The 21,382-nt window shown below is 72.7% G+C and carries 20 protein-coding genes; 14 read left to right on the forward strand and 6 right to left on the reverse strand.

From position 1 onward, the window contains the following. Positions 1–23 precede the first annotated feature (23 nt). The 3 genes from ACLJQZ_RS11745 to ACLJQZ_RS11755 all read right to left on the reverse strand — a co-directional run bounded on the left by ACLJQZ_RS11745 (position 24) and on the right by ACLJQZ_RS11755 (position 2,484). Complete coding sequence (locus tag ACLJQZ_RS11745; RefSeq protein WP_410620051.1) at positions 24–206, reverse strand: YdeI/OmpD-associated family protein; 183 nt, start codon at positions 204–206, stop codon at positions 24–26. Next, positions 203–484: an Lrp/AsnC family transcriptional regulator gene (locus tag ACLJQZ_RS11750; protein WP_410620052.1), complete on the reverse strand. Its 282-nt coding sequence runs from the start codon at positions 482–484 to the stop codon at positions 203–205. Before ACLJQZ_RS11750 ends, ACLJQZ_RS11745 begins: the two co-directional genes overlap by 4 nt. A 296-nt stretch (positions 485–780) precedes the next feature. After that, a complete protein-coding gene (locus ACLJQZ_RS11755) occupies positions 781–2,484 on the reverse strand; it encodes a DEDD exonuclease domain-containing protein (protein WP_247062731.1) in 1,704 nt (567 codons plus the stop codon). A gap of 108 nt (positions 2,485–2,592) precedes the next feature. On the opposite strand from ACLJQZ_RS11755, the gene ACLJQZ_RS11760 reads away from it, so the two are divergent. The 4 genes from ACLJQZ_RS11760 to ACLJQZ_RS11775 all read left to right on the forward strand — a co-directional run bounded on the left by ACLJQZ_RS11760 (position 2,593) and on the right by ACLJQZ_RS11775 (position 7,082). After that, a complete protein-coding gene (locus ACLJQZ_RS11760) occupies positions 2,593–3,981 on the forward strand; it encodes an NYN domain-containing protein (RefSeq protein ID WP_410620053.1) in 1,389 nt (462 codons plus the stop codon). 122 nt (positions 3,982–4,103) lie between these two features. Continuing rightward, the gene (locus tag ACLJQZ_RS11765) at positions 4,104–4,361 is read left to right on the forward strand and encodes a hypothetical protein (RefSeq protein WP_410620054.1); all 258 of its coding nucleotides are present in this window, start codon (positions 4,104–4,106) and stop codon (positions 4,359–4,361) included. A gap of 419 nt (positions 4,362–4,780) precedes the next feature. Continuing rightward, positions 4,781–5,833: an NlpC/P60 family protein gene (locus tag ACLJQZ_RS11770; RefSeq protein ID WP_410620055.1), complete on the forward strand. Its 1,053-nt coding sequence runs from the start codon at positions 4,781–4,783 to the stop codon at positions 5,831–5,833. 91 nt (positions 5,834–5,924) lie between these two features. Then, positions 5,925–7,082 (forward strand): glycosyltransferase family 4 protein, encoded by a 1,158-nt coding sequence (locus tag ACLJQZ_RS11775; protein ID WP_410620056.1) that lies wholly within the window; start codon positions 5,925–5,927, stop codon positions 7,080–7,082. A 91-nt stretch (positions 7,083–7,173) separates the two neighbouring features. On the opposite strand, the gene ACLJQZ_RS11780 is transcribed toward ACLJQZ_RS11775, so the two are convergent. After that, positions 7,174–7,797, reverse strand: a complete 624-nt coding sequence (locus ACLJQZ_RS11780) for a uridine kinase (RefSeq protein WP_410620057.1) — start codon at positions 7,795–7,797, stop codon at positions 7,174–7,176. Positions 7,798–7,933: 136 nt separating this feature from the next. Here ACLJQZ_RS11780 and ACLJQZ_RS11785 point away from each other — a divergent pair, with 136 nt between their 5' ends. From ACLJQZ_RS11785 to ACLJQZ_RS11830, 10 genes are all read left to right on the forward strand, one after another. After that, positions 7,934–8,287 carry an SRPBCC family protein gene (locus ACLJQZ_RS11785; protein ID WP_410620058.1) on the forward strand — a complete coding sequence of 118 codons (354 nt, stop codon included), beginning with the start codon at positions 7,934–7,936 and terminating at the stop codon, positions 8,285–8,287. A 20-nt stretch (positions 8,288–8,307) separates the two neighbouring features. Beyond that, complete coding sequence (locus ACLJQZ_RS11790) at positions 8,308–9,510, forward strand: cytochrome P450 family protein (RefSeq protein WP_410620059.1); 1,203 nt, start codon at positions 8,308–8,310, stop codon at positions 9,508–9,510. Between the two features lie 12 nt (positions 9,511–9,522). Further along, positions 9,523–10,803 (forward strand): adenosylmethionine--8-amino-7-oxononanoate transaminase, encoded by a 1,281-nt coding sequence (locus ACLJQZ_RS11795; RefSeq protein WP_410620060.1) that lies wholly within the window; start codon positions 9,523–9,525, stop codon positions 10,801–10,803. 246 nt (positions 10,804–11,049) lie between these two features. Next, a complete protein-coding gene (locus tag ACLJQZ_RS11800) occupies positions 11,050–13,287 on the forward strand; it encodes a bifunctional SulP family inorganic anion transporter/carbonic anhydrase (protein ID WP_410620061.1) in 2,238 nt (745 codons plus the stop codon). A gap of 436 nt (positions 13,288–13,723) precedes the next feature. Continuing rightward, on the forward strand, positions 13,724–15,901 hold the full coding sequence (locus ACLJQZ_RS11805) for a SulP family inorganic anion transporter (RefSeq protein WP_410620062.1): 2,178 nt from the start codon (positions 13,724–13,726) through the stop codon (positions 15,899–15,901). A gap of 64 nt (positions 15,902–15,965) precedes the next feature. Further along, positions 15,966–16,691: a dethiobiotin synthase gene (gene bioD / locus ACLJQZ_RS11810; RefSeq protein ID WP_410620063.1), complete on the forward strand. Its 726-nt coding sequence runs from the start codon at positions 15,966–15,968 to the stop codon at positions 16,689–16,691. Positions 16,692–16,770: 79 nt separating this feature from the next. Next, positions 16,771–17,784, forward strand: a complete 1,014-nt coding sequence (gene bioB / locus ACLJQZ_RS11815) for a biotin synthase BioB (RefSeq protein WP_410620064.1) — start codon at positions 16,771–16,773, stop codon at positions 17,782–17,784. Beyond that, positions 17,771–17,983, forward strand: a complete 213-nt coding sequence (locus tag ACLJQZ_RS11820; RefSeq protein ID WP_410620065.1) for a hypothetical protein — start codon at positions 17,771–17,773, stop codon at positions 17,981–17,983. Before bioB ends, ACLJQZ_RS11820 begins: the two co-directional genes overlap by 14 nt. A gap of 191 nt (positions 17,984–18,174) precedes the next feature. Beyond that, positions 18,175–18,771: a DUF2567 domain-containing protein gene (locus ACLJQZ_RS11825; protein WP_410620066.1), complete on the forward strand. Its 597-nt coding sequence runs from the start codon at positions 18,175–18,177 to the stop codon at positions 18,769–18,771. 45 nt (positions 18,772–18,816) lie between these two features. Then, entirely contained in the window at positions 18,817–19,863 is a 1,047-nt protein-coding gene (locus ACLJQZ_RS11830) for a M48 family metallopeptidase (protein ID WP_410620067.1), read from the forward strand. 75 nt (positions 19,864–19,938) lie between these two features. Here the strand turns inward: ACLJQZ_RS11830 and ACLJQZ_RS11835 are convergent, their stop codons facing one another. Then, entirely contained in the window at positions 19,939–20,655 is a 717-nt protein-coding gene (locus ACLJQZ_RS11835; RefSeq protein ID WP_328443038.1) for an LON peptidase substrate-binding domain-containing protein, read from the reverse strand. Positions 20,656–20,696: 41 nt separating this feature from the next. Then, positions 20,697–21,329, reverse strand: a complete 633-nt coding sequence (locus ACLJQZ_RS11840) for an NUDIX hydrolase (RefSeq protein ID WP_410620068.1) — start codon at positions 21,327–21,329, stop codon at positions 20,697–20,699. Positions 21,330–21,382: the final 53 nt, after the last annotated feature.

Raw genomic sequence — 21,382 nt, forward strand, 5'->3', positions numbered from 1 at the left:
CCTTCCGGATCGGAAGGTGGCCTTCAGTGCGTTCGCAGTCTCGTGACGGTCTTCCCGGCCCGGGAGACGCGGGTCTCGGGCTTCTTGGCCTCGGCGACCCACTTCGTGTATTCCCGCTGGTGGGACGGCGGCAGCGCCGCGAAGAGCGCCGCCGCGTCCGGGGCCGCCGCGAGCGCGGCGGCCAGCTCCTCCGGGAGGTCGCTCACTCCTCGGCGCCGATCGAGAAGGCCGACTCGGTGTCGGCGCGGGAGTACGAGCGGAACGCGATGTGCGTGACGGTGTTCAGCACGCCCGCCACCTTCCCGATCCGCCCGGGGATCAGCTCGGCCAGGTCCTCGTGCGCGGAAACCTGCACGGTGGCGATGAGATCGACGTCCCCGGCGCACGAGTAGACCTCGCCGACCCCGTCGAAGTCGGCGATCGCCTGCGCGGCGTCCGGGATCGCGTCCGCCTCTACCTGGATCAACACGATCGCGGTGATCACCTGGGTCCTCCAAGACTCGTCTGCTGGTATCGCCCGCGATCCTAGTGAGCCCGGCCCGGCGCGGCCGGTCTGACTCGTCGCCGGGCAGGCCTGCTTGGGCTCGACGCGGCCTGGCTAAGGGCCGCGGGAGCCGCTCCGGCTGACTCCGCCCAGCCGCCGAGTGTGCCGGTCGTCGCTGAGCGCGACACGCACCGCCTGAGCCGTGCCCGGCGCGGCCGTGAACGCGGAGTCGCTGCCCGCCTGAGCCACGGCGTTGCCGTCGGCCGGACCCGCTCGCGACCCACCAGACCCGGCTCTCAGCCGACGTGTTCCAGCGAATGGGCCTCTGTCACCAGATCCAGCCACCCCCGCCACCCCGCGACCGTCGCCGGTTCCGCCCAGGGGCGGGTCGTGCGGACCAGCCGGACGCCCGGGCGGGCCAGCCACCGCAGCAGCACGCCCACCTCCTCCGGGGGCGCGCCGTGCAGGGGCCCTGGGTCCGGCAGGACCGTCTCCGCCGAGGCCACCAGCGCCTCCACCACCGGCATCGGCGGCACCCCGCGGCGGGCGACACCCGCCGAGGCCAAGCGGCCGTAGCGGATCACCGACAGCTCCCAGCCGCCCGCGCCGTCCGGGTTCGCCGCGATCAGCTCGCCGATCGAAGCCAGCGCCGCCTGGCGGTGGGCTCGGCCCAGGACGCGGATCAGGCCGGCCAGCTCGTCGCGGTGGCGGGCCGCCTGCTCGTAGTGCTGCGCCTCCGCCAGCCGCTCCAGCTGGGCCGCCGCGGCGCGCAGCGGGGCGCCGTCGAGGCCCGCGATGAGCCCCGACACCGACTCGACCGCCGGGCCGTACTCCTCGACGTTCTGCCGGCCGGCGCACGGCGCACCGCAGCGGCCCAGCTCGGCGAGGACGCACGGGGTCCCGCTCGGCGCCTTCGGCGAGATCCGCTGGGTGCACGTGCGCAGCCCGGACGCGCCGGCCAGGGTGTCCGCCGTCGTGCGGGCGTCGGCCTGGTTGCGGAACGGGCCCAGCACCCCCGGGCGCGGCAGCCGCACCACCGACAGCCGGGGGAACGCCTCGTCCGTCAGGCCGACCCACCAGCCCTGGTGCCGGTTCTTCGACCGCCGGTTGTACGCCGGCCGGTGCGCGCCGATCAGCCGCAGCTCCCGCACCTCGGCCTCCAGCGAGTGCGCGCAGACGACGTGGTCGACGCGCTCGGCCAGCGCGACCATCTCCCGGATCCGGCTGCGCCCCTCCGAGCCGGTGAAGTACGTCCGCACGCGCCGCCGCAGGTCCTTCGCCGTGCCGACGTACAGGACCTCCTCCTTCGGCCCCCGGAACAGGTAGACGCCCGGCGCGGCCGGCAGGTCCGCGGCCAGGTGCCGCTTCGCGCGCTGGGCCACCGTGACCTCGGGCAGGTAGCCCATCAGCTCTTCGAGCGAGTGGACGCCCAGGTTGCCGACGCGCTCCAGCAGGCCGTGCAGCACGTCGACGGTGGCGCGGGCGTCGTCCAGCGCCCGGTGCGTCGGCCGTGTCCGGGCCCCGAACAGCAGCGCCAGGGCCGTCAGGTTGTAGCGGCCCACCTCGTCGCGCGGGACGACCCGCCGGGCCAGCCGGACGGTGCACACCACGGTCGCCTTCGGCCAGGCGTAGCCGTGTCCCTCGCAGGCCGCGCGCATGTGCGAGGTGTCGAACCCCGAGTTGTGCGCCACCAGCACCGACCCGCCGATGAACTCCAGGAACGCCGGCAGCACCTCCTCAATCGGCGGCGCGTCGTAGACCATGGCGTGGGTGATGCCCGTCAGCGAGACGATCTGCGGCGGGATCGGCACGCCCGGGTTGACCAGCGTGGCGAACTCGCCCAGCACCTCGCCCGCGCGCACCTTCACCGCGCCGATCTCGGTGATCCCGTTCGGGCCGGGTGCCGCCCCGGTCGTCTCGAGGTCGAACACCACGAACGTGGTGTCCCGCAACGGGGTTCCGAGCTCGTCGAACGCGAGCTGTGCCTGGACCGGACGCATGGCCGGGACCCTAGAGGCCACCCCCGACAATTTTCGGCGACCGGCCGGTCACCGCGGGTTCGCATGGCGTGCGACGCGGGATCCGGGGGCGGGGCCTACCCTGGAGCGATGCACCCGCAGCCGCTCGTGCCGGAGCCGCCCGGGGACCACGCCGGTCCCGCGGGTGTCGCGCCGCGCCCCGAGCCGGCCGACGACGCGGGGGAGCGGCCCGAACCCGCCACCTGGCCCGCTCTGCCGGAGCCGGTCCGCGACCGGATCGCCGAGCTCGCCGCGGCCGCCGTCGCCAAGCTGCCGAACACCGACGTGCCCCGCCAGCTGCGCCCCGTCGCCAAGTTCGCGCCGGCCAAGCGCGCGAAGCTCGGCGGCGCCGCCCTGCTGGCCGCGCTGGGCGAGTCGTCCCAGTTCCGCACCGCCGTCATCGAGTGGCTGCGCGAGCACCGGACCGACGCCCTCGACCCGAACGCCGTCGACTCGATCGCCGGGGCGGCGGCCGCCGTCCTGCTCGGCGAGTCCGGGGCCGCGGGCCGGGTCCGGCTGGTCGCGAAGAACGCCGAGGAGAACCTCCTGCGTGCCGAGCGGGACGCCGCGCTCGCCCGCGCCCAGCGGCTCGAAGCCGAGCTGACCCTGGTCCGGGCCGAGCTCGCCGACGTGAGGCTGGCCGCCGAGAGCGTCCGCGGCGAGCGCGAAGGTGAAGTCGAGAAACTTTTGAAGCGGCTTCGCGAGCAGGGCGTGCAGCTCCGGCAGGCCAAGGACGCGGCGCAATCGGCTTCGGTGGACGCCGAACGCGGTATTTCGGCGCACGCCGAGCAGATCGCCGCCCTCACCGCCCAGCTCGCCCGCGAACGCCAGCGCGTCGCCAACGAACACGCCCGGGCCGAACGCGCCAGCGCCGACGCCGACATCGCCCGGCAGTCGGCCCGCGAAGCGCGCGAAGCCGACGAAGTGCGGCTGGCGCTCCTCGTCGACACGATCGACGGCGCGGCCAACGGCCTGCGCCGCGAACTGGCCCTCGGCGCCCGCGGGGCCCGTCCGGCGGACATGGTCCGCGGCGCCAGCTCCGGCCTCGGCCAGGGCGGCAAGATCGCCGACGTGTCCACGTTGGACCGCTACCTCGCGCTGCCCAACGTGCACCTGATCGTCGACGGCTACAACGTCACCAAGACCGGCTACCCCGAGCTCGCACTGGCCGACCAGCGCGACCGGCTGATCCACCAGCTCTCCGCGCTGGCCGCGCGGACTTCGGCCGAGGTCACGGTGGTCTTCGACGGCGCCGGCGTGCTGTCGGTCCCGGCCTCGGTGCCACGCGGGGTCCGGGTGCTGTTCTCCGACCGCGGCGTGCTGGCCGACGACGTGATCCGCAACATCGTCCGGGCCGAGCCCGCGGGCCGGCCGATGGTGGTCGCGACGTCCGATCGCGCGGTCGCCGATTCGGTCCGCGGCGGCGGCGCGCACCCGACGCCGTCCGCGGTGCTGGTGAGCCGTCTGAGCCGGGTCTGAGCATTTCTCGCCCTTGACCCCGATCGGGTGAACCGGAGCCGTTCTCGGCGATCTGAGCGCCGGAAACTGTCGGTGGTGCCGCCTAACGTGCGGGGCAGCAGTTCCGACGTGAGGAGGACCACATGACCGGCACCCCCGAGTTGTCCGAAGTGGACGTCTCGCACATTTCCGTTTCCGACATCGAGAACGTCGTGGTGGATTGCGACCGCTGCGTCGTGCGCGGCATCTCCTGCCACGACTGCGTGGTGACCGTCCTGCTCGGCGCGCCACCCGCCGTCGGGTGGGACGCCGACGAGCGCCGCGCCGTGGCGGCGCTGGCCGATGCGGGGATGGTGCCCCGGCTGCGCATGGTCGAAGGACCGGCTTTGCGCACCGCCTGAGTGACCCGTTTCGTGTCGGCGCGCCGAGTGGTCGATCGGATCAGGTGAACGGTAGGTAGTCGAAATGGCGAGCAAAGAAACCCCAGCGTGTAACGCCCATCACATGTTTTCTCCCTCGCTGGTCCGATGGTGTTTAGCGGCGCTACGCAGAGTTTTAGCGCAGGGGGTGGTGGACGCGGTGGCGGTCTTTTCGTAACCTGTCCGAGATCTCGTGGCCCCTGGCCGTCGATGAGACGGCGACGCGAGATCGCCGCCGGACGCAGCTTTGTCGGGAAGCTGGGAACCGGAACCACCATCGCGGGCTTCCCTCTCGGGGGAAAACGCGCGCGATGGACGGGACAACGGCGAAGAGGAACCCCCGACCTCTTCGTGCCCCGGTCCCCCTCGGCGGCCGAGACGCAAAGGAGACCCGCGCGACCGTGCAGTCGCATTCCATCAGGCGCGTGGTGTCAGGTGCCCTCGCCGCGGCTTCGGTGATCACCCTCGTCACCATGGCCCAGCCGTCGGCCACCGCCGCCCCCATCCCCGTTCTCCAAGCCCCGCCCACCGGTTCGGACGCGCTCGCCCAGTACCGCGATCTCGCGGCACAGGCCGAGAAGCTGAACGAAGACCTGCTCAAGGCCCAGGACGACCTGAAGGCCAAGCAGGGTGAGCTCGACAAGGCCACCACCGACGTCAACGCGGCGAAGGGCCAGGCCGAAGCGGCGAGCGCCAACGAGAAGAAGTACCAGACCGAGGTCGACAAGTTCGCCGGCGCGTCGTTCACCAGTGGTGTCCAGCTGAACAAGCTGTCCGCGCTGCTGGCCGGCACGTCGACGCAGGACTTCCTGGACCGCTCGTCGGCCCTCGAGGTCATCGCGACCGACAAGAACGCCGCCATGGGCAACCTCAGCGGCGCCGTCCAGCAGGCCACCGATGCCACGAACAAGGCGACCGACGCCGCCAAGCGGGCGACTGACGCCCGTGACGCCGCGGCGAAGCTGACCTCGGACATCCAGGCCAAGCAGAAGACGCTGAACGACCAGATCGACCAGCTCAAGGCGGCCAACAAGAACCTGAGCTCGCTCGACAAGGCGGCGCAGCGCGACACGGGCTCCGCGCCTCCGGGACTCAAGGCCCCGACCGCGGACGCCCAGACCGCACTGGACGCGGCGCTGAGCAAGCTGGGCAGCGCCTACGTCTGGGGTGCCACCGGGCCGAGCACGTTCGACTGCTCGGGCCTGATGCTCTGGGCCTACAAGCAGGCCGGCATCACCCTGCCCCGGTCCAGCCGGGAGCAGTCCACCTTCGGCGCCGCGGTGCCGCGGGACCAGCTCCAGCCGGGCGACCTCGTGTTCTACTACTCGCCCGTTTCGCACGTCGGCATGTACGTCGGCAACGGCAAGATGGTGCACGCGCCCGACACCGGTGACGTCGTGAAGATCTCGCCGCTGCAGAGCCAGTACGCGGGAGCGCGACGCCCGACGTCGTGACCCACGCAGCACAGCGCAGCATTCGAAGGGGCGGTACCGCACACGCGGTGCCGCCCCTTCGCCGTAGGTGGCGGCCGCTAGCCTCAGGAGCGTGCTCAAGACCCTGCTCGTGACCAACGACTTCCCGCCCCGGCCCGGGGGGATCCAGAACTACCTGAACTCCCTCGCGACCCGGCTGCCGGCGGACGACCTGGTCGTCTACGCGCCGTCGTGGGAGTCGAGCACGGGGTCGCACCAGGAGTTCGACGCCGCGGCGCCGTTCGAGGTCGTCCGGCACCCGACGTCGCTGATGCTGCCGACGCCGGACGTGCTGCGCCGGGCGAAGGAGATCATGCGCGCGCGGGACTGCGAAGCCGTCTGGTTCGGCGCCGCCGCGCCGCTGGCGCTGCTGGGCCACTCGCTGCGCCAGGCCGGGGCGCGTCGCGTCGTGGCGTCCACGCACGGCCACGAGGTCGGCTGGTCGATGCTCCCGGGCTCGCGGCAGGCGTTGCGGCGCATCGGGGACACCGTGGACGTCGTCACCTACGTCAGCCGCTACACCCGCGGCCGGTTCGCCGCCGCGTTCGGCGCGATGGCCGGGCTGGAGCTGCTGCCGTCCGGTGTGGACACCGGGATCTACCGGCCGGACCCGGCGGGGCGCGCGGAGATCCGCGCCCGGCACGGCCTCGGTGACCGGCCGACCGTCGTCTGCGTGTCGCGGCTGGTCCCGCGCAAGGGCCAGGACCAGCTGATCCGCGCCCTGCCGAAGCTGAAGGAACGCGTGCCCGGCGCGGCTTTGCTGATCGTCGGCGGCGGCCCGTACCGCAAGCGGCTGACCGAGCTGGTCGCCGAGTGCGGCGTCGAGCGCGACGTCGTCATCACCGGGTCGGTCCCGTGGGCCGAGCTGCCCGCGCACTACGCCGCCGGTGACGTCTTCGCCATGCCGGCCCGCACCCGCGGCCGGGGCCTCGACGTCGAGGGCCTCGGCATCGTCTACCTGGAGGCCTCGGCGACCGGCCTGCCGGTGGTCGCGGGCAACTCCGGCGGCGCGCCCGAGGCGGTCCTGGACGAGGTGACCGGGCACGTCGTCGACGGCCGGGACGTCGGCCAGCTGGGCGAGACCGTCGCCAGCCTGCTCGCGGACCCGGTGCGGGCCCGCCGGATGGGCGAGGCGGGCCGCGCGTGGGTGACCGAGAACTGGCGCTGGGACGTCATGGCGGACCGGCTGTCCGGCCTGCTGGACGGCGACCCGGTGGCCGCGATCCGCTGACGCCGAAAGCCGTGAAGGCCTCCTTACCGGCCATAAGAGCCGGGAAGGAGGCCTTCACGGCTTTCAGACGGGCGCGGGGAAGCCGGGAGCGTCAGGGCGTGTAGAGGGCCGGGTGGCGGGGGTCGTCGACGCGGACCACGACGTCGGCCAGCGCGCTCGGGTCCGCTTCCTCCTCGTAGCGCTCGTAGGCCGGGACGGCCCAGGCGTCCGGCACGCGGCGGCGCAGCGCGGCGGGGGAGAGCCACAGGTGCACGGCCAGGTCGAAGGCCAGGCCCGCGCCGAGCAGCAGCTCGCCGTCGAGGATCACGACGCCGCCTTCGGGCACCGGCACCCGGGCGGCGCGGGTCGCGCGGTCGCGCTCGGTGTCCCACAACGACGGCAGGATCTCGCCGGAACCGGCGCCGGCCAGGGGATCGAGCACTTCGCGGCGCAGCGCGCCGAGGTCGAGCCAGTCGGTGTAGCGGGCGTCGGGGTTCGTGCGGCCGTGCTCGAAGCGCAGCGACGCCGGGCGCAGGAAGTCGCGCGCGGACACGCGTAGGGCCGCACGGCCGCGCAGGCGCAGGGGCTCGACCAGGGCGTCCGCGAGTTCTGTGGTTTCCGTCGCACCGTCCGCGCCGTCGACGGCGACCGCGATCCGGGGGCGCTCGGTGAGCGCGCTGATGCGCTCGGTCAGTTCTTCGGCCAGGACGGCGGGGGAAATCGGGCGGTAGCGCACGGGAAGAGATCCTCCACCCGGACCGGGGACGGTTTTCGTCGTACCCCGGTGGGATGATGCGAGCATGACCTCTTCAGTGAGCTCTTCAGTGGGGAAGACCGCCGATGTCGGTTGGAACATAGGGGTTTCCCGCACCTTGCCGTACTCCGGCGCGGAGGTCTGGGACTTCCTGGTCAGCCGGGAGGGCGTCGCGATCTGGCTCGGCCCCGGCGTCGACCTGCCGCAGGAGCCGGGCGCGGAGTACGAGACCGAAAACGGCACCGTCGGGGAGATCCGCGGCTTCGTCGCGGGCGACCGCGTCCGGCTCACCTGGCGGCCGCAGGACTGGGACCACGACTCCACCGTCCAGGTGCGGCTGAGCGGTTCCGGGGCCAAGACCACGCTGCGGTTCCACCAGGAATGGCTTTCGGACGCGGAAGAACGCGAAGAACAACGGGCATACTGGCAGGACGTGATCGATCGCGTGGTGGCGGCGCTCGCCGAGCGCTGATGATTTGCTTGGGGGACGGTATGACGACGGTCGAGGTAGCCGACGATTTCGCGCAGGACGCGCACTTGTTCGCGGAACTGCTGCGCGCGGGCGGGCCCACGCGCCTGGTCCGGATGCCGCGGGGCCTGACCTGCTACATCGTCACGGACTTCACGCAGGCCCGGGCGCTGCTGGCCGATTCCCGGCTGCAGAAGGACAACGTGCGCGCGCACGCGCTGTTCGAGGCCAAGCTGCCCGACGAAGTGGCCGCGCAGGGTGGCTTCGGCGAGTCGCTGGGTCACCACATGCTCAACATGGACCCACCGGACCACTCGCGGCTGCGCAAGCTCGTCAACAAGGCGTTCACGGGCCGGACCGTGGCGCGGCTGCGGCCGCGGATCGAGGAGATCACCGCCGAGCTGCTCGACGCGCTGACCGGGCGGGAGCGGGCCGACCTGCTGCCCTCCTTCGCCGCGCCGCTGCCGATCACGGTGATCTGCGAGCTGCTCGGCGTCGCGCCGGAGCACCGCACGGAGTTCGCCGACTGGTCCAAGACGCTGCTGAGCGCGTCGGAGCCGGCGGCCGGGCAGGCCGCGGCGCAGAACATGTTCGGCTACCTCACCGGCCTGATCGCTCAGAAGCGCGCCGAGCCGGCCGAGGACCTGCTGTCGGACCTGGTCCACGCGAGCGACGACGGCGACTCGCTGTCCGAGCCCGAACTGGTGTCGATGGCGTTCCTGCTGCTGGTCGCCGGACACGAGACCACCGTCAACCTGATCGCCAACAGCGTGCTGGCGCTGCTGCGCGAGCCGGCGCAGCTCGCCCTGCTGCGCGAAGACCCGTCGCTGCTGCCGAACGCCGTCGAGGAGTTCCTCCGCTTCGACGGCCCGATCCACCTGGCCACCCTGCGGTTCACCACGGCGCCGGTCGAGGCCGGCGGCGTGACGATCCCGGAGGGCGAGTTCGTGCTGATCTCGCTGCTGGGCGCGAACCGGGACGAGGCGCGCTACGCCGAGCCGGCCAAGCTCGACGTCACGCGCGCCGCGGGCGGGCACCTGGCCTTCGGCCACGGCATCCACTACTGCGTCGGCGCCCCGCTGGCCCGCCTGGAGGCGGAGATCGCCCTCGGCGGCCTGCTGGCGCGGTTCCCGGACCTCGAGCTGGACGCGAAGCCGGACGAGCTGGTCTACCGGCCCAGCTCGCTGATCCACGGCCTGGAGTCCCTTCCGGTCCGGCTGCGCTGATTTAATCGGCGGATGGACTCCGCCGACCTGCTCGCCCTGGACGCCCAGCACGTCTGGCACCCGTACGCGCCCATGCCCGCGAAGGTGCCTTCGCTGCTGGTGACCGAGGCGAGCGGGGTGCGGCTCAAGCTGGCCGACGGCCGGGAGCTGGTCGACGGGATGTCGTCGTGGTGGTCGGCGATCCACGGCTACCGGCACCCGGCCCTCGACGCCGCGCTCGCCGCGCAGGCCGGGCGGATGAGCCACGTGATGTTCGGCGGCCTGACGCACGAGCCGGCGATCACCCTGGCCAAGACGCTGGTCGACCTGACGCCGGACGGGCTCGAGCACGTCTTCCTCTGCGATTCGGGCTCGGTGTCGGTCGAGGTCGCGGCGAAGATGTGCCTGCAGTACCAGCGTTCCCGCGGCCTGCCGGAGAAACGGCGGCTGCTCACCTGGCGCGGCGGCTACCACGGCGACACGTTCACGCCGATGAGCGTCTGCGACCCCGACGGCGGCATGCACTCGTTGTGGCGCGGGGTGCTGCCCGAGCAGGTCTTCGTGCCCATGCCGCCGCCGGGGTTCGACACCCCGCCCGACCAGTCCTATGTGGACCTGCTGGGCGAGGAGATCGCCCGGCACGCCGGGGAGCTGGCCGCGGTGATCGTCGAGCCGGTGGTGCAGGGGGCCGGCGGGATGCGCTTCCACCACCCCGCCTACCTGCGCGCGCTGCGGGAGCTGACCGAGGCGCACGACGTGCTGCTGATCTTCGACGAGATCGCCACCGGCTTCGGCCGCACCGGCGCGCTGTTCGCCGCCGAGCACGCGGGCGTGACGCCGGACGTGCTGTGCCTCGGCAAGGCGCTGACCGGCGGCTACCTGAGCATGGCCGCGACGCTGTGCACCCCGGACGTCGCCGCCGGCATCTCGCGCGGCGCGCTGCCGGTGCTCGCGCACGGCCCGACGTTCATGGGCAACCCGCTCGCCTCGGCGGTCGCGAACGCGTCACTGGCGCTGCTGGCGGGCGGCGCGTGGAAACGCGACGTCACGAGGGTGGAGAAGGGCCTGCTGGACGGCCTCGCCCCGGCCCGCGACCTCCCGTCGGTGGTGGACGTCCGGGTGCTCGGCGGCATCGGCGTGCTGCATCTCGACCACCCGGTGGACATGGCGGTGGCCACAGAGGTGGTGACGGCGCGGGGCGCGTGGCTGCGGCCGTTCCGCGACCTGGTGTACGCGATGCCGCCGTACGTGGCGAGCGACGCGGACCTCGCGGTGATCACCGGGGCGATGCTGGCGGTGGCGGAGAAGGCGTGATCACCCGCGGGAGACTCCCGGGGCTTGTAAACGCTTGATTTCAGCCCATCGGGTGTGACCGCGCGCACAGCGAGACCCGAAGGTCCCTCATCGTCGCTCTGCGTGCAAACCCCTGATCTACACCACGCGAACGGCGGAGGCGTCGAGTGTGAAAGGTCCCCGGTGCGGCACCGATCCCGTACCGGTGTAAACGCGAGAAATGCTTGCATAGCAGACATTTCGCGGTCTTTCGGCGATCCTGCCCCCATGATCGAGATCGTTCGTGGTGAACACGACACCGGCCCGCCGTCTCCGCTGGACAACCTGAAGCAGAACCTCAAGCACGACCTTCCCGCCTCGATAGTCGTTTTCCTCGTCGCCGTACCGCTTTCCCTCGGCATCGCGCTCGCCGCCGGGGCTCCCGTGCTCGCGGGACTCGTTTCCGCCGTCGTCGGCGGGCTGGTCGCGAGCGTCTTCGGTGGATCCCCGCTGCAGGTCAGCGGCCCGTCCGCCGCTCTCACCGTGGTGCTGGCCGACACGATCGCCACCCACGGCTGGCCCGTCACCTGCGCGATCACCGTCGCCGCCGGGCTGCTCCAGATCCTCTTCGGCCTGACCCGCACCGCCCGCGCCGCGCTCGCGGTGTCGCCGGCCATCGTGCACGGCCTGCTCGCCGGCATCGGCGTCACGATCGTGCTCGGCCAGCTGCACGTGGTCCTGGGCGGCACCGCGCAGGGCTCCGCGCACGCCAACGTCGTCGCGCTGCCGCGGCAGATCGCCGCCCACCACGACCAGGCCGTGCTGATCGGGGTCGTCACCCTCGCCGTGCTGCTGGCCTGGCCGCGGCTGCCCGCCGTCGTCCGCCGGGTGCCCGCGCCGCTGGCCGCCATCGCCCTGGCCACCGGGCTGTCCGTGCTGACCGGCATGACCCTGCCGCGCGTCGACCTGCCCGCCGGCCTGCCGACCCTGCACCTCGTGCCGCGGCTGCCCGACGGCGGCTGGGGCGGGTTCGCCCTCGCCGCCGTCACCATCGCGCTGATCGCCGGCCTCGAGAGCCTGCTGTCCGCGGTCTCGGTCGACAAGCGCCGCGGCGGCCCGCGCACCGACCTCGACCGCGAGCTGGTCGGGCAGGGCATGGCGAACGTCGCCGCCGGCGCGCTCGGCGGCTTCCCGGTCACCGGCGTCGTCGTGCGCAGCATGACCAACTACGAAGCCGGCGCGCGCACCCGGATGTCGGCGATGCTGCACTGCGCCTGGATCCTCGCCGCCTGCCTGCTGCTCACCGGGACGCTGCGGCTGATCCCGCTGGCCGCCCTCGCCGCGCTGCTGGTGTACGTCGGGACGAAGCTGGTCAACCCGGCCGCGATCAAGGACGTCCGCCGCCACGGCGACCTCCCGGTGTACGTCGTCACCCTGGCCGGCGCGGTCGCGGTCAACCTCCTCACCGGCGTCGCCGCCGGGATACTGCTGGCCCTCGCGCTGATGCTGCGGCGGATGATCTTCTCCGGCATCCACGTCGAAATACACGGCGACAGCCACCGCGTCGTCATCGAAGGCGCGCTGACCTTCCTGTCCGTGCCCCGGCTGACCCGGGTGCTCGCCGAGGTGCCCGCGCACGCCGAGGTCACCCTGGAACTGCTCGTCGACTACCTCGACCACGCCGCGTTCGACTGCCTGCGCGGCTGGCAGCAGGCGCACGCCGGACCGGTGACGGTCGACGAGATCGGCCACCCGTGGTTCGAACGCGGCCGCGCGGGGACGCCGACCGTGCGCCGGGGCCTCGCCGCGCGCGTGGTGCCGCGCTGGCTGGCGCCCTGGTCGGAGTGGCAGGCCGAGCACGTCGCGCTGCCCGTGCAGCGCAGCGCGAGCTCCCTGCTGTGCCGCGGCGCGTCGGAGTTCCAGCGCCGCACCGCGCCGCTGCTGCGCGACACCTGGACCGGGCTCGCGGACGGCCAGGAGCCGCACACCCTGTTCATCACCTGCGGCGACGCGCGGATCGTGCCGAACCTGATCACCACCAGCGGGCCGGGCGACCTGTTCACGGTGCGGAACATCGGCAACCTCGTCCCGCCGGCGGACGGCGGCGCCGACTCCTCGGTCGGCGCGGCGATCGAGTACGCCGTCGGCGTGCTCGGGGTCGCGGAGATCGTGGTCTGCGGGCATTCCGGCTGCGGCGCGATGAAGGCGCTGCTCGGCCAGGCCCCGGCGGGCCTGCACCAGCTCGGCGCCTGGCTGCGCCACGGCGAGCCGACGCTGCTTCGCCGCGGCCGGGAAGCGCCGCTGCTGCTCGGCGGCCGCCGTCCCGCCGCCGAGGCCGACCAGCTCGCGCTGCAGAACGTCGTGCAGCAGCTGGAAACCCTGCGCGGCTACCCGGTGGTGGCCGCGGCGCTGGAGCGCGGCGGCCTCCGGCTGACCGGGATGTACTTCGACGTCGGCGCCGCGCAGGTGTCCCTGCTGGACGACGCGGCCCGCGGCTTCGTCCCGGCCGGCGCACTGGAGCAGTGACCCCGGCCTCCGGAGGTCGCCTCGCATGCCGGAGGCGGCCTTCGGAGACCGGGCGGTCCCGCGAAGCCGGTTCAAGCGTTCGTCACGCTCCTTCCGGAACGGCCAACACGGCGCCCGGAGTGGCCAACACGGCGCCCGGAGTGGCCAACACGGCGCCCGGAGTGGCCAACGCGGCGTGCGGCGTTGGCCGCGGTACTCCGGTGTCGGCGTGTTGGCCGTTCCGGGCAGTGTCTTGGCCGTTCCGGGCGGGATGCTGGCCGTTCCGGTTCCCGGGGAACCCTTGTGTCGTAAAGGGTTCAACTGTCGGGTGACAGGCACGCGGGGCGTGAATGGCGGGTTAAGCGGGCGTCCGATTTATGTCATTCGGGCAAATTATGGCCAGTCGTTCACTCGATCGGGTGGTGCATAGCGGACATTTCACACGATTTCCGGTTGCATGGCGATCATGAGACCCCTCGCCGTGCTCCGCCACGACCTGCCGGCCTCCCTGGTCGTTTTCCTCGTCGCCGTACCGCTTTCGCTCGGCATCGCGCTCGCCTCGGGCGCGCCGGTCGCCGCCGGCCTGATCGCCGCCGTCGTCGGCGGGGTCGTCGCCGGTGCCCTCGGCGGCTCCGCGCTCCAGGTGAGCGGGCCCGCCGCCGGCCTGACCGTGATCATGGCCGAAACCATCAGCACCTTCGGCTGGGCCGTCACGTGCCTGATCACGGTCGCCGCCGGTGCCCTCCAGATCCTGCTCGGGCTGAGCCGCATCGCGCGCGCCGCGCTGGCCATCTCGCCGGCCATCGTGCACGGCATGCTGGCCGGCATCGGCGTCACGATCGTGCTCGGCCAGCTGCACGTCATCCTCGGCGGCAAGGCCCAGAGCTCGGCCGTGGAGAACGTCGCCGAGCTGCCCGGCCAGATCGTCGCCCACCACGACTCCGCCACCGTGATCGGCCTGCTCACCATCGCGATCCTGCTGATCTGGCCGCGGCTGCCGAAGGCCGTCCAGCGGGTCCCCGGGCCGCTGGCGGCGATCGCGTTCGCCACCGTGGCGTCGGTCGCCACGGGGATGACGCTGCCGCGCGTCGAACTGCCCGGGGACCTGCTGAACGTCCACCTGGTCCCGCAGCTGCCCGACGGCGGCTGGGGCGGGTTCGCGCTCGCCGTCGTCACCATCGCCCTGATCGCCAGCGTGGAGAGCCTGCTCTCGGCGGTCGCCGTCGACCGCATGCACACCGGCCCGCGCGCCAACCTCGACCGCGAGCTGGTCGGCCAGGGCGCGGCCAACATGGTCTCCGGGGCGCTCGGCGGGCTGCCCGTCACCGGCGTCATCGTCCGCAGCTCCACCAACGTCGCCGCCGGGGCGAAGACCCGCGTGTCGGCGATCCTGCACGGCGTCTGGGTGCTGGTGTTCGTCGTCCTGCTCGCCGGGCTGATCCAGAACATCCCGCTCGCCGCGCTGGCCGGGCTGCTGGTGCACGTCGGCGCGAAGCTGGTCAACCCCGGGCACATGAAGACCGCGCTCAGGCACGGCGATCTGCCCGTCTACCTGCTCACCCTCGCCGGGGTGGTGGTGTTCGACCTGCTCACCGGCGTGCTCGCCGGGATCGGGCTGGCGCTGGTGCTCATGCTGCGCCGCACGGTCTGGTCGGGCATTCACGTCGAAAGCGACGGCGACCGTCACCGCGTCGTCGTCGAAGGCGTCCTGACGTTCCTGTCCGTGCCGCGGCTGTCGAAGGTGCTCGGTGCCATCCCGGCCGGGGTGCCGGTGCGGCTGGAACTGGTCGTCGACTACCTGGACCACGCCGCTTTCGAAAGCCTCACCACCTGGCAGCAGGCGCACGAACGCGCGGGCGGCACGGTGGACGTCGACGAGGTCGGCCACCCGTGGTTCGGCGAGGGCAAGGCCGGCCGGCCGACGCGGTCGCGGTTCGCCGCGAGCCAGGCCGTGCCGCGGTGGCTCGCGCCGTGGTCCGACTGGCAGGCTGCGGAGTCCGTCGACATCCCGGCCCAGCAAACCCGCCGCGGCGCCACGGAGTTCCACCGCCGGGCCGCGCCGCTGCTGCGGGACACCCTGTCCGGGCTGGCCGACGGCCAGAAACCGCGGACGCTGTTCATCACCTGCGGCGACTCGCGGATCGTGCCGAACCTGATCACCACCAGCGGGCCCGGCGACCTGTTCACCATCCGCAACATCGGCAACCTGGTCCCGCCGGGGCAGGCCGACCCGTCGATGAACGCGTCGATCGAGTACGCGGTGGGCGTGCTCGGCGTCGAGGAGATCGTCGTCTGCGGCCACTCCGGCTGCGGGGCGATGGCCGCGCTCGCCGACGGCCCGCCGCCGGGGCCGCTGGAGACGTGGCTGCGCTACGCCGTGCCCAGCGCCCGCCGGTCCGGCCCGGTCACCGTCGACGGCGCGCGCCCGGCTCGCGAAGGCGACCGGCTGGCCCTGCTCAACGTGCTGCAGCAGCTCGACCACCTCCGGGAGTACCCGCAGGTCGCGGCGGCCGAGGCGGCCGGGAAGCTGCGGCTGACCGGGATGTACTTCGACGTCGGCGCCGCCCAGGTGCACCTGCTGGAGGGCGACGCGCGCTCGTTCCGCCTCGCCGGAGCGGTGGTGCCGGAGGCCTGACGCGGGCCCGGGCCGCACCGCCCGGGCTGCGCGGCCCGGGCCGGGGTCACTAAGTTGATGGTCCGTGACGATGCTGGTGATGACGGGGACCGGGACCGGGGTCGGCAAGACGATCTCCACGGCGGCGATCGCGGCGCTGGCCGTGGCCGGCGGGCAGCGGGTGGCGGTGCTGAAACCGGCGCAGACCGGGGTCGGCCCCGACGAGCCCGGTGACCTCGCCGACGTCGTCCGCCTGGCCGGGGCCGAGGTGACCACGCGCGAGCTGCGCCGCTACCCCGACCCGTTGTCGCCCGAGGCCGCCGCCCGCCGCAGCGGCCTGCCGACGCTCGACCCCGGCGAGATCGCGCGGGCGGCGTCCGACCTCGACACCGACCACGACCTGACGCTGATCGAGGGCGCGGGCGGCCTGCTGGTGCGGTTCGACGCCGCCGGGTCGAGCCTCGCCGACGTCGCCTGGTCGCTCGGTTCGCTGGTGATCATCGTGGCCGAGGCCGGGCTGGGCACGCTCAACGCGACCGCGTTGACCGCCGAGGTCGCCACGAAGCGCGGGCTGACCGTCGCCGGGGTGATCATCGGCTCCTGGCCGGCCGAGCCGGACCTCGCGGCGCTGTCCAACCTCGAAGACCTGCCGGTGGCGGCCGGGGCGCCGCTGCTGGGCGTGCTGCCCGCCGGGCTCGGCACCGCGTCCCCCGAGGAGTTCCTGGTGGCGGCGCGGGCCGGGCTCTCGCCGTGGTTCGGCGGCGAGTTCGACCCGGAGCTGTTCACCGGACGGGCGTCCGCCCAGAAGTGACCTGCGTCGCTGTCGCCTCGACCGCGCTTCGTGCACGATGAGAGACGCTTTCCGCTCCACCACGACCAAGGAGACGCCCGTGACCGCAGTCCCGGACACCGATGTCCTCGCCTACGCGCGCGAGCAGGTCCTCGAAAACGGCGTCGGCCTGGGTGAGGCCGAGGTCCTCGAGCTGCTGCGGCTGCCCGACGACCGGCTCCCCGACCTGCTGGCCCTGGCGCACGAGGTGCGGATGCGCTGGTGCGGCCCCGAGGTCGAGGTCGAGGGCATCATCAGCCTGAAGACCGGCGGCTGCCCCGAGGACTGCCACTTCTGCTCGCAGTCCGGCCGCTTCCCGACGCCGGTGCGCTCGGCGTGGCTCGACATCCCGAACCTGGTCAAGGCCGCCCGGCAGACCGCCGAGACCGGCGCGACGGAGTTCTGCATCGTCGCCGCCGTCCGCGGGCCCGACAAGCGGCTGCTTTCGCAGGTCCGCGAGGGCGTGAAGGCGATCCGCGCGGACGGCAACGACATCCAGATCGCCTGCTCGCTGGGCATGCTCACGCAGGAGCAGGTCGACGAGCTCGTCGAGATGGGCGTCCACCGCTACAACCACAACCTCGAGACGGCGCGGTCGCACTTCCCGTCCGTCGTCACGTCGCACACCTGGGAAGAGCGCGCGGACACGCTCCGGATGGTCGCCGCGGCGGGCATGGAGGTCTGCTGCGGCGGGATCATCGGCATGGGGGAGACGATCGAGCAGCGCGCGGAGTTCGCCGTGCAGCTGGCCGAGCTGAGCCCGCACGAGGTGCCGATGAACTTCCTCATCCCGCAGCCTGGGACGCCCTACGAGCACTACGAGATCGTCGAGGGCAAGGACGCGCTGCGCACGGTGGCGGCGTTCCGCCTGGCGATGCCGCGCACGATGCTGCGCTTCGCCGGCGGCCGTGAGCTGACGCTCGGTGACCTCGGCGCCGAGCAGGGCATGCTGGGCGGCATCAACGCGATCATCGTCGGCAACTACCTGACGAACCTGGGCCGCCCGGCCAGCGCGGACCTGGAGATGCTGGATGAGCTCAAGATGCCCATCAAGGCCCTCAGTGACAGCCTCTGACGCGGTTTCCGCGACCTACTGCGTCCACTGTGGACAGGAGTCGCCGGGTGGCACGGACCACCCGGCGTGCCACAACCCGCGCACGGCGCTGGAGCCCCCGCGCTTCTGCACGTACTGCGCGCGCCGCCTGGTGGTCCAGGTGAGCCCGCTGGGCTGGACGGCCCGCTGCAGCCGTCACGGCAACACGGCCGGCGGCTGAGCGCCCACTCCCGGAAAGCCGTGAAGGCCTCCTTCCCGGCTCTTATGGCCGGTAAGGAGGCCTTCACGGCTTTTGCGCCCGACCTCCGGAGCCGGGCCGGTGGGTGAGGGCCGCCGACACGGCGAGCGGCTGACGCCCGCCGCGCATCGACCGGTTACGCTCGGTCGCACGTGTTGCAGGAGGGAGTCCGGGTGAGTGAGTCGTCGGGCCCCGCGCACCGGCCGTCGGCCGTGCCGGGACCGTGGTCCGTGCCTGTGCTGTTCCGGGAGCGGCAGCCGCGGGTCGTCGTCAAGGCCGACCTGCTGCCCGCCGTGAGCGTGCTCGGCATCCTCAGCGTCCTGAGCTTCCCGCTCGCCTTCCTGTGGTCGCGGATCGCGCCGCCGGAGCGCGTCCGGATCATCGCCTCCGACGGCACCCAGGGCGCCCTCGAACTCGAGAGCTGGCACCGCTTCGACGATCTCGCGATCTTCGGCTTCCTGACGCTGGGCCTGGGGATCGTCGTCGGCGTCGTCGCGTGGCTGATGCGTGAGCGCCGCGGGCCGGTCGTCTTCCTCGCCGCCGTGCTCGGGGTCGCGCTCGCGAGCGCGCTGGCCATGCTGCTCGGCGTCGGCTGGGCCAACAGCCACTACACGATCGGCAGCCCGCCCGCGCTCGGTGCGGTGATCGAACTGGCGCCGCGCCTGGAGTCGTGGTGGGTGCTGATCACCGGCCCGTTCGGCGTGGCCTTGGCCTACAGCCTGTTGACCACCTGGAACGGCCGGGACGACCTCGGCCGCCGGCTCGGCTGAGCGTTCCCTAGGCTGGGCCCCCTCGAACCACAGGGGGTTTCAGCAGTGACCGAGGACATCGAGATATCGCGGCACAACGCCGTCCGTTTTCCCGGCATCAGCCCGCGCGCCTACGAGCACCCCGTGGACCGCGGCGCGCTCGCCACGCTGCGCGCGGTGCCGGGGTTCGCGCAGGTCGTGAAGGCCGTTTCGGGGTTCTATAACGAACGCGGCGAGCGGCTGATGGCGCTCGCGTCGTCGATCCGCGTCGGGCCGAAGCAGTACCCGGAGCTGGAGAAGCTCCGCCACGAGTGCGCCGAAACGCTGGACCTGCCCGCGGTGCCGAACGTGTTCGTCTACCAGGACCCGCGGGTCCAGGCGTCGGCCGTCGGCATGGACGAGCCGTTCATCCGGCTCAGCACCGGGCTCGTCGAGCTGATGAGCCCGGACGCGCTGCGGTTCGTGCTGGGGCACGAGATGGGGCACGTGCTGTCCGGGCACACGGTGTACCGCACGATCATGGTGCGGCTGATCAGCCTGCAGCTGTCGATGTCGTGGACGCCGGTCAGCGCGCTCGGCATCCGGGCGATCATCGCGGCGCTGCGCGAGTGGTACCGCAAGGCCGAGCTGTCCTGCGACCGCGCGGGCCTGTTGTGCGGCCAGGACCCGACGGCGGCGCTGCGGGCCCAGATCCAGGTCGCCGGCGGCATCGACCCGGCCCGCATCGACATCCCGTCGTTCCTGCAGCAGGCGACCGAGTACGAGTCGGTCGACGACATCCGCGACAGCTTCCTCAAGCTCCGCTACGTCGAGACGGAGTCGCACCCGTTCGCCGTGGTCCGCGTGGCGCAGCTGCAGAAGTGGGCGGCGTCGGCGGAGTACCGCGCCATCCTGGCCGGCGACTACCCGCGCCGTGACGACGACAGCCCGACGGCCGACTGGAAGGACGACCTGAAGTCGGCCGCGAAGTCGTACAAGGACTCGTGGAGCGCGTCCGCCGACCCGCTGACGAAGGTGTTCAGCGACGTCGGCGAGACGGTGTCCGGCGCCGCGGGCAAGGTCTGGAACAAGTTCGGCAACGGGTCAAGTCCGGAGTCCGGCTCCGCTTCCTGAGGCCCCCATGCGCCCCAATGTGGCGTTGGGTGCGTCCAACGCACCCAACGCCACATTGGGGCGCTCGGGTCCGGGTCAGTTCAGGCTGGCCGGGCGGCTGAGGTCCGTCAGTTCGCCCGGCGGCAGGGGCACCGCACCGAGCGTGTTCAGGAAGCCGGTCTCGCGCGTCAGCAGGCGGCAGGCGATGCGCAGCCGGCGCAGCGGGTGGCGTTCCTCCAGCAGCCGCTGGCGGTCTTCGAGCGGCAGCAGGCAGTCCGCGGCCAGCAGGTAGGCCAGGTCTTCGAGTGCGGCGTCGGCCTCCGGTTCGACCCAGTCGTCGCTGCGCCACGCCGTTTCGCAGTAGCGCTGGTGGGCAGTGCGCGCCACGGCGGCCAAGCGCTCGGCGACGCCGCCGCTGGGCGCCACCGGCTCGTCGTCGACCCACTCCACCGAGGCGATCAGGTACGGCGCGGAGGTGCAGTCCAGCTCCCGCAGGCGGAAGCGGCGCTGGGCCAGCGTCACGACGTCGAACCGGCCGTCCGGCAGGCGTTTCGCCTCGCGCAGCACCGTGCTGCAGCCGATGTCGTACAGCTGGTCCAGACCACGCACCTCGCGGGTCAGCGACGAGCGCAGCGCGACCACGCCGAACTCGCGCCCCGGCACGGTGCCGCTCACCAGGTCCGCCATCAGCTGCCGGTACCGCGGTTCGAAGATGTGCAGCGGGAGCCGGGTGCCGGGCAGCAGCACGGTCTGGAGCGGGAACAACGGCAGGATTGTCGTCGTCGCGTCACTTTCCGATTCCGGCTCGGTCACGCGTCCCACGGTAAGGGGAAGTCGGTCCTCCCGCAGGATGGTCACCGGTTCGGCGGCCTGAACACCGCGAACGGATCGGTGATCTGCATGCCCTTGCCGGCGAAGGAGAACAGCGCGGCGGGACGTCCGCCCGCGCGCCCGGGAGGCGCCGTGTGGCCCGTCGGGACCAGCAGTCCCCGCCGGGAGAGCACGCGCTGGAGGTTCGTCGCGGACACCTTGTAGCCCAGCGCCGCCGAGTACAGCCCGCGCAGCGCCGACACCGTGAACTCCTCGGGCGCGAGGGCGAACCCGAGGTTCGTGTAACAGAGTTTCGAGCGCAGCCGGTCGCGGGCGCGCAGCACGATCGACTCGTGGTCGAACGCCGTGCGCGGCAGCTTCGCGACGTCGTGCCACTCGGTGTCCTCGGGCACCTCGGGGTCGACGTCGGAGGGGACCAGGGCGAGGAACGCGGTCGCCACCACGCGCGGGCCGGGGACGCGGTCCGGGTCGCTGAACACCGCGAGCTGCTCGACGTGCTTGAGCTGGCGCACGTCGACCTTCTCCTTCAGCTGGCGCCGGACGGACGTCTCGACGTCCTCGTCGGGCCGCAGCCGGCCGCCCGGCAGCGACCAGCGGCCGAGGTGCGGGTCGAGCGCGCGCCGCCACAGCAGGACCCGCAGTGTGTCCGAGCGCACTTGCAGTACCGCTCCCAAAACCTCGTGGGCCAGGGGGGTCTGGGTGTTAAGAT

The sequence above is a fragment of the Amycolatopsis sp. cmx-8-4 genome (assembly GCF_046548675.1).
Lineage (GTDB): Bacteria > Actinomycetota > Actinomycetes > Mycobacteriales > Pseudonocardiaceae > Amycolatopsis.

What these genes read in the sequence shown, in the direction of transcription:
- ACLJQZ_RS11805 (WP_410620062.1), top strand. Translation starts at nt 13,724, where the DNA reads ATGGCGATCATGAGACCCCTCGCCGTGCTCCGCCACGACCTGCCGGCC.
- ACLJQZ_RS11795 (WP_410620060.1), top strand. Translation starts at nt 9,523, where the DNA reads ATGGACTCCGCCGACCTGCTCGCCCTGGACGCCCAGCACGTCTGGCAC.
- ACLJQZ_RS11800 (WP_410620061.1), top strand. Translation starts at nt 11,050, where the DNA reads ATGATCGAGATCGTTCGTGGTGAACACGACACCGGCCCGCCGTCTCCG.
- ACLJQZ_RS11790 (WP_410620059.1), top strand. Translation starts at nt 8,308, where the DNA reads ATGACGACGGTCGAGGTAGCCGACGATTTCGCGCAGGACGCGCACTTG.
- ACLJQZ_RS11765 (WP_410620054.1), top strand. Translation starts at nt 4,104, where the DNA reads ATGACCGGCACCCCCGAGTTGTCCGAAGTGGACGTCTCGCACATTTCC.
- ACLJQZ_RS11755 (WP_247062731.1), bottom strand. Translation starts at nt 2,484, where the DNA reads ATGCGTCCGGTCCAGGCACAGCTCGCGTTCGACGAGCTCGGAACCCCG.
- ACLJQZ_RS11760 (WP_410620053.1), top strand. Translation starts at nt 2,593, where the DNA reads ATGCACCCGCAGCCGCTCGTGCCGGAGCCGCCCGGGGACCACGCCGGT.